Annotated in this window: 5 protein-coding genes; 4 read left to right on the forward strand and 1 reads right to left on the reverse strand. The window is 72.9% G+C overall.

Annotated elements, in window-relative coordinates; translation table 11 throughout:
• The first annotated feature begins 90 nt into the window (after nt 1-90).
• The 4 genes from VG276_02400 (at nt 91) to VG276_02415 (ending at nt 6222) form a co-directional block, all read left to right on the forward strand.
• Complete coding sequence (locus VG276_02400) at nt 91-855, forward strand: PIG-L deacetylase family protein (protein HEV8648260.1); 765 nt, start codon at nt 91-93, stop codon at nt 853-855.
• Between the two features lie 638 nt (nt 856-1493).
• A complete protein-coding gene (locus VG276_02405) occupies nt 1494-2297 on the forward strand; it encodes an ABC transporter ATP-binding protein (protein HEV8648261.1) in 804 nt (267 codons plus the stop codon).
• Nucleotides 2298-2300: 3 nt separating this feature from the next.
• Nucleotides 2301-5357, forward strand: coding sequence for an FtsX-like permease family protein (locus VG276_02410; protein ID HEV8648262.1), 3057 nt, complete (start codon nt 2301-2303; stop codon nt 5355-5357).
• Between the two features lie 436 nt (nt 5358-5793).
• Nucleotides 5794-6222 carry a DUF3151 domain-containing protein gene (locus tag VG276_02415; protein ID HEV8648263.1) on the forward strand — a complete coding sequence of 143 codons (429 nt, stop codon included), beginning with the start codon at nt 5794-5796 and terminating at the stop codon, nt 6220-6222.
• A gap of 260 nt (nt 6223-6482) precedes the next feature.
• On the opposite strand, the gene VG276_02420 is transcribed toward VG276_02415, so the two are convergent.
• Nucleotides 6483-6775, reverse strand: a 293-nt coding sequence (locus tag VG276_02420) for a hypothetical protein (protein HEV8648264.1), incomplete at its 5' end; no start/stop codon positions are given.

Here is a 6775-nt window from a genome sequence, read left to right on the forward strand (position 1 = left end):
GGAGAAGGACCGACACAGACGGTGGGACTACTCCGGGGGGGCGGCGCGTTGTGGATGCTGACCGACTGTCCCACCAAAGGATCATGAGCGATGGAGTATTGGACGCCCGCCAGTGCGCTGGTCGTCGTCGCGCACCCCGACGACATCGAGTTCGGGTGCGCGGGTACGGTCGCCCGCTGGGTCAGCGAAGGCGCCCACGTCACCTACGCGCTGCTCACCAACGGCGCAGCCGGGTCGAGCGACCCGGAGATGACCCGCGAGCGGCTGGCCGAGCTGCGTGAGGCCGAGCAGCGCGCCTCGGCCAAGGTCGTCGGCGTGGACCAGGTCGAGTTCCTCGGCTACGAGGACGGGCTGCTGGAACCGACCCTGGAGGTCCGCAAGGAGGTCGTGCGGCTGATCCGTCGGGTCCGGCCCGAGGTGGTGGTCACCACCGACCCCACCACCCACTACTTCGCCGACCGCTACATCAACCACCCCGACCACCGGGCGGCCGGGGAGGTGACCCTGGCTGCGGTGATCCCCGGCTCCGACACCCGCCTCGCCTACCCGGAGCTGCTCGCCGAGGGGCTGGAGCCGGTCAAGCTGACCGGCGTGCTGCTGATCATGAGCCCCGAACCGAACCTGGTCGTCGACGTCGGCGATTTCCTCGACAAGAAGATGGAGAGCCTACGCTGTCACGTCACCCAGATCGGCCAGGAGCCGGAGGCCGAGGACATGGGGTATCTGCGGGGCATGGCCGAGCTCTCCGCGGCCAAGGAGCCGTTCCGCTACGGTGAGGCGTTCCGGGTGTTCCGTTTCGACCTGCCCTGGCGCCCGCCCGAGACGGACCCGGAAGCCTCGCTCGCCGAGGCATGACACCCAGGCCCGGCCGGAGCCACGCCCTCGGGCGTCTGCACGTGTCGTCGCCGCTGGCCCGCCCGGCCTACTTGCTTGAGCGCGGCCGGAGCCACGGCCCTCGGGTGTCTGCACCCGAATGGAGTGCGTCTGTATGGAGTGCGTCTGCGCCCGGACAGAGTAAGTCGCCCGGTTGCGACGATCCGCTGGCGTGGGGGATGACCCTGAACACCCTGGTGGCCGCTCAGGGAACCGTCCGGGGGATGCCCGATGGCGTCCGGGCTTGGAACGGTGGAGGCTCTGCTCGTGTAGGAGCGGGCGACCGCGCGGGGAGCCAGCACATGGACGGCGGATGGACGAAAATCGAACAAATGGCGGCAGGGTCACGGAGATTCGCCCGAGTCGGCCATTTTCACTCGCGCCGGAGTCGCCCGACGCCGATAGTGGACAGGGGGGACAGGGGAGCGAGCCGACCGACGCCGGCCCATCTTGGCCCCGCCGCTGCCGCCCTGCCACGTACCGGTCGCCGAGCGAGCCGGTCGCCGGCCCTGGGCTGGTCGCCGGCCCGGGGTGGCCGGGCGGGCGGCCCGGGCGGGCGCTTCGCGGGCAGCCAGGAACCAGGCAGTCTTGTTGACGAGAAGGGTGAAGATCGAATGCGCATGCGGAAGCGGAACGGCGGGGCGGCGGAGGCGGCGGCGGTGAGCGTGGACGGCGACGGGCGTCCGGCGCTGCTGGTAGCCGAGCATGTCCGGAAGGTCTACCGCACTGGCGAGATCGAGGTGGCGGCCCTCGTCGACCTCGACCTCACGGTGCACCAGGGCGAGATGGTGGCGGTGATGGGCCCGTCCGGGTCCGGGAAGACGACCCTGCTCAACTGCCTGTCGGGCCTGGACGACATCGACGCCGGCCGGGTCCTGGTCAACGGGCAGGACCTGTTCGCGATGTCGGACGCGGCCCGCACCACCCACCGGGCCACCTCGATGGGCTTCATCTTCCAGGCGTTCAACCTGATCCCGGTGTTCACCGCGGCCGAGAACGTCGAGCTGCCCCTGCTGTTGGGCGGGGTGGGCGCCAAGGAGGCGCGCCGCCGCGCGGTCCAGATGCTCGAGCGGGTGGAGCTCGGCCACCGCACCGGGCACCGGCCCAACGAGCTGTCGGGTGGGGAGCAGCAGCGGGTCACGGTCGCGCGGGCGCTGGCGTCGCGGCCCGCGGTCGTGTGGGCCGACGAGCCCACCGGCAACCTCGACACCCAGATGGCCACGCAGGTCGTCGACCTGCTGCACGAGCTGAACCGGGTCGACGGGCAGACGATCGTGCTGGTCACCCACGACCCGGTCATCGGCGAGCAGGCCGGGCGGCTGATCCGCATGCGCGACGGCCGGCTGGTCGACGACGAGCAGCGTCCCCAGACCGACGCGCCGCAGGCGGGCGACGGCCGCAGCGCCGTGCGGGTGGAGGGCTAGTCGATGTACCCCAACCTCACCCCCACCCTCGCCGTCCTGCTCGGGGCCGCGCTGGCCGTCGCCGCGTTCATCGCGATCCGCCGGCCGTTCCTGCGCAAGCTCGCGCTGCGGCAGATCGCCCGCCGCCGCGGCGAGGCGGCCCTGGTGGTGATCGGCTCGGTGCTCGGCACCGCGATCATCATCGGCAGCCTGATCGTCGGCGACACCCTGAACTTCTCCGTCAAGCAGGCCGCCTACAACAACCTCGGGCCGATCGACGAGATCGTCAGCTCGCCCACCATCGCCCAGGGCGACCAGGCCGCCCGGCGGGTCGCCGGACTGCGCGGCGACCCCGACGTCGACGGGATCCTGACGCTGCGCGGCGACCAGGCCGCCGTCACCCGCGGCAGCGGTGCCAGCCGCACGGCCGAGCCCCGCGCGAGCGTCTGGGAGGTCGACTTCGCCCAGGCGGCCGCGTTCCGCGGCGGCGTCGGGGGCGGCTCCGGGCTGTCCGGCCCGGCGCCCGGCGCCGGCGAGGCGGTCATCAACGACGACCTTGCCACGCAGCTCGGCGCCCGCGCCGGGGACACCCTCACCTTCTACCTCTACGGCCGGCCCACCCAGGCCCGGGTGGCCCGGGTGGTGCCCACCAAGGGCCTGGCCGGGGCGGGCACCGGCCAGACGGCCGCGCGCAACGCCTTCTTCACCACCGGCACGCTGGACCAGGCGGCCAGGGCGGCCCAGGCCGCTCAGGCCGGCGCCGGGCCCAGGCAGCCCGGCACGACCACCGCCGGTGCAGCGGCCTTGGCGGCCGGCGCCGGCGGAGCCGCCGCCCAGGCCGGCGCGCCACCGGCCGCCGAGCCGCGCACCTTCACCTTCGTCTCCAACACCGGGGGGGTCGAGGAGGGCGACAAGCGCAGCGACGCGGTCGCCGCCAAGCTCAAGGCCGCCCTGGGCCCGCTTGCCAGCCAGGGGACCTCGGTCGAGAAGCCCAAGCAGAGCGTGCTCAAGGCCGCCGAGGCCGCCGGCAACGGCCTCGGCTCGCTGTTCCTGTTCATCGGCAGCTTCTCGGTCATCGCCGGGGTGCTGCTGCTGGTCAACATCTTCGTGATGCTGGCCGAGGAGCGGAAGTCGGAGCTTGGCATGCTGCGGGCGGTCGGCATGAAACGCGGCCGGCTGGTGCGCAGCTTCATCATCGAGGGCACCGTCTACGCGCTGGTCGCCTCCCTGCTCGGGATCCTCATCGGCCTGGGCGTCGGCCGTGCCGTCGTGGTGGTCGCCGCGCGCATCTTCAGTGGCTTCTCGGACGACGATGCGTTCAACCTGGCGTTCAAGTTCACCCCGATCAGCATCTTCAACGGCTTCGCGATGGGCTTCCTGATCGCGTTCGTGACCGTGGCGCTGACCAGCATCCGCATCAGCCGGGTCAACATCATCGCCGCCATCCGCGACCTGCCCAACGAGGGCGGCCGCCGGCTCAAGCGCCGCTGGGTGGTCCTCTCTACCGTCGCCGCGGCGCTGTTCGGCGCGCTGGCGGCGGTGGCGATCGCCCGCAGCCAGGGGGTCGGGGTCTACCTGTACCCGGCGCTGGCGGTGCTCGCGCTGTGCCCGCTGCTGGTGCGCCTGGCGCCCAGGCGCTGGGTCTACAGCGGGGCGTCGCTGGCGGTGCTGGGCTGGGGGCTGGCCGCCAACACGCTGCGGCCCAAGGTGTTCGACGACGGCTCCACGGCCACCTTCATCGTGCTCGGCAGCCTGCTGACCTTCTCGGCGGTGTTGCTGGTCAGCCAGAACCAGGAACTGCTGACCCGCCCGCTGCGGCCGCTGATCGCCCGCCCCTCGCTGGCCGGGCTGGCCACCCGGCTGGCGGTCGCCTACCCGATCGCGCGGCGGTTCCGCACCGGCGCCATCCTGATCATGTACGGGCTGGTGGTGTTCACCCTGGTGCTGATCACCGTGATTGGCAACCTGATCAGCGCCGGCACCGACACCGAGGTGCGCAACGCCTCGGGCGGCTACGCGGTCCGGGCCGACTTCAACCCCTCGGCGCCCGTCGCCGACCCGGCCCGCGCGTTCACCACCGGGCGGTTCGCCGGCAAGGTGGCCGCGGTCGCCCCCCTCACGGTGGTCGGCGGCAAGGTGACCAACCTGATCAAGGGGCGCACCGACCCGATCGATGCCGCCGTGGTCGGCACCGACCCCACCGTGTACCAGAGCGGCCTGTTCCCGCTCAACAAGCGGCTGGCGCGGCTCGGCGACGACCGCGCGGTCTGGCAAGCGGTCCAGGCCGACCCGGGCTACGTGATCCTGGACCCGTTCCTCGGCGAGGAGGGCGGCGGCCCGTCGGGGGTCACCTACGAGCCGGGCGACACCTTGATGCTCACCGATCCCAACACCGGCAAGGCCGAGCAGAAGACGATCGCCGGCGTCCTCAAGTCCAGCCAGGGCTTCTTCGGCGTCGGCAACACCGGGTTCCTGAGCCCGGTCATCGTGAGCCAGTCGGCTGCCCGGGCCCAGTTCGGGCCCAACGCCAAGCTCGCCAGCGCCTTCGTCAAGCCGGCGGCCGGCGTCACCGACCAGGCGCTCGCCGCCGAGCTGCAGGGCCAGTACCTGCCCGAGGGGCTGGTCGCCACCCAGATCCGCGACCAGGTCGAGCGCGGGTTCGCCGCCAACCGCGGCTTCTTCCAGCTGATGCAGGGGTTCCTCGCACTCGGCCTGATCGTGGGCATCGCCGGCCTCGGGGTGGTGATGGTCCGCGCGGTCCGGGAGCGGCGCCGCACCATCGGGGTGCTGCGCGCGCTGGGGTTCCCGTCGGGCACGGTGCAGCGGGCCTTCCTGACCGAGAGCACGTTCGTGGCGCTGGAGGGGATCGTGCTCGGCACGGCCCTGTCGATCGTCACCAGCTACCTGCTGTTCAAAAACGACGACGAGCTGAACGCGTCCGGGGTCGGCTTCCCGATCCCGTGGACCAGCATCGCGGTGCTGGTGCTGGCCGCGGCGGCGGCCTCGGTCCTGGCCACGGTCTGGCCGGCCCGGCAGGCGGCCAAGATCCGCCCGGCGGTCGCCCTGCGCATCGCCGACTGACCACCCGCCGGCACGGCGCGCCCGGGACCCGCACCGGGCGCGCCGTGCCAGGGGCGGGGTGTCACAGCCGGCACAGCCGGCACAGCCGGTAGTGTCCCTCCGGGCGACGGCCGGGTGCGACCGGTGATGCCTTGCACCAGACGCGGTGATTCGTGGCGGCTCCGTCCCGCGGTGCTGGCACCTCGGCAACCCGGCTGATGGCTCTACCCGCGTCGGCGTCTCCGAGGTCCTCGGTAGGGATCTGGCTGGCAACCTCGGCAACCCGGCTGATGGCTCTACCCTCCTGAGTCATGGGGTCTCCCTGGGGGAACGCTTCGCCGGCTCACTCCTCGACGAGCCTGCTTCGGGGCCGTTACGCGTGAGTGCCAGGCTGGGCCGGCGGGCCACGTCGGCGGTCGCGAGCAGGCGGTGCCGAAGCTCGGTAGAGTGAGCGGCCATGAGCCAGCTCCCTATGACCGAGCCGGACGAGACGCGCATCTCGGAGCCCGAGGGCTCCCTGGAGGCCCTCGCCGCAGCCGACGGCATCGAGGAGACCGCGGAGCTGGCCGGGCGCTACCCGTCCTGCCTGGCCGCGTGGGCGGAGCTGGGGGAGACGGCCCTGGCCGTCGGCCGCACGGTCGACGCCTACGCCTACTTCCGGGTCGGCTACCACCGGGGCCTGGACCGCGTGCGCAAAGCCGGATGGCGGGGGAGTGGCCGGGTGCTCTGGTCGCACGAGTCCAACCGCGGGTTCCTGCGCTGCCTGCGCGGCCTGCAGCTGGCCGCCGAAGCCCTCGGCGAGCGGGACGAGGCCGAGCGCTGCCTGACGTTCCTGCGCGAGCTCGCCCCTGACGCGCCAGAACTCGAGCGCAGATCCGTGGTTTGAGTCGCCAGTAGCTCCCTGAAGTCCTGGTTCGATGTGGGGGAGCTCGCTCTGGCGGCGATGGCGGCGACCGCCGGCCTTGGTCTGCGCGCAGCGGCGTGCCCTGACTGCAGTCCTCGGTCGATGTGGGGGGAGCTCGCCCCCCCCACGGCCCCCCAAGAGCGCCTGTGCCAGCGTGCCGGGGGCGCCGCGGGTGCACCAGGACACGCTCCCCCACGGCCCCCCAACAGCGCCGGTACCATGGTCGGGCTGCTCGGCGAGGCTTAGGCGCCCTCGGCGCCCAGGCCCTCCCGCAGGGCGCGCTTCACGGCCGCCACCAGCCGCTCGTCGGCCAGGCTGCCGCCGTCGACCACGTGCTGCTCGACGACCGCGAGCACCCTGGCGGCGATCTGGTCGCCCCTGGCGTCGACGAGCGCCCTCGCGCGGGCGACCGTCCCCGGGTCGGCGAGGGTCGCGCCGCCATCCGCGGCACCGTCGCCGTCGACCTCAGGACCGGTCCGGGCGACCTCCTCGACGCTGCCGCCGGGGCGCCGGGTGCCGCCGGGGCGCCGGGTGC

The sequence above is a fragment of the Actinomycetes bacterium genome, assembly GCA_036000965.1.
Taxonomy (GTDB): Bacteria; Actinomycetota; CALGFH01; order CALGFH01; family CALGFH01; genus DASYUT01.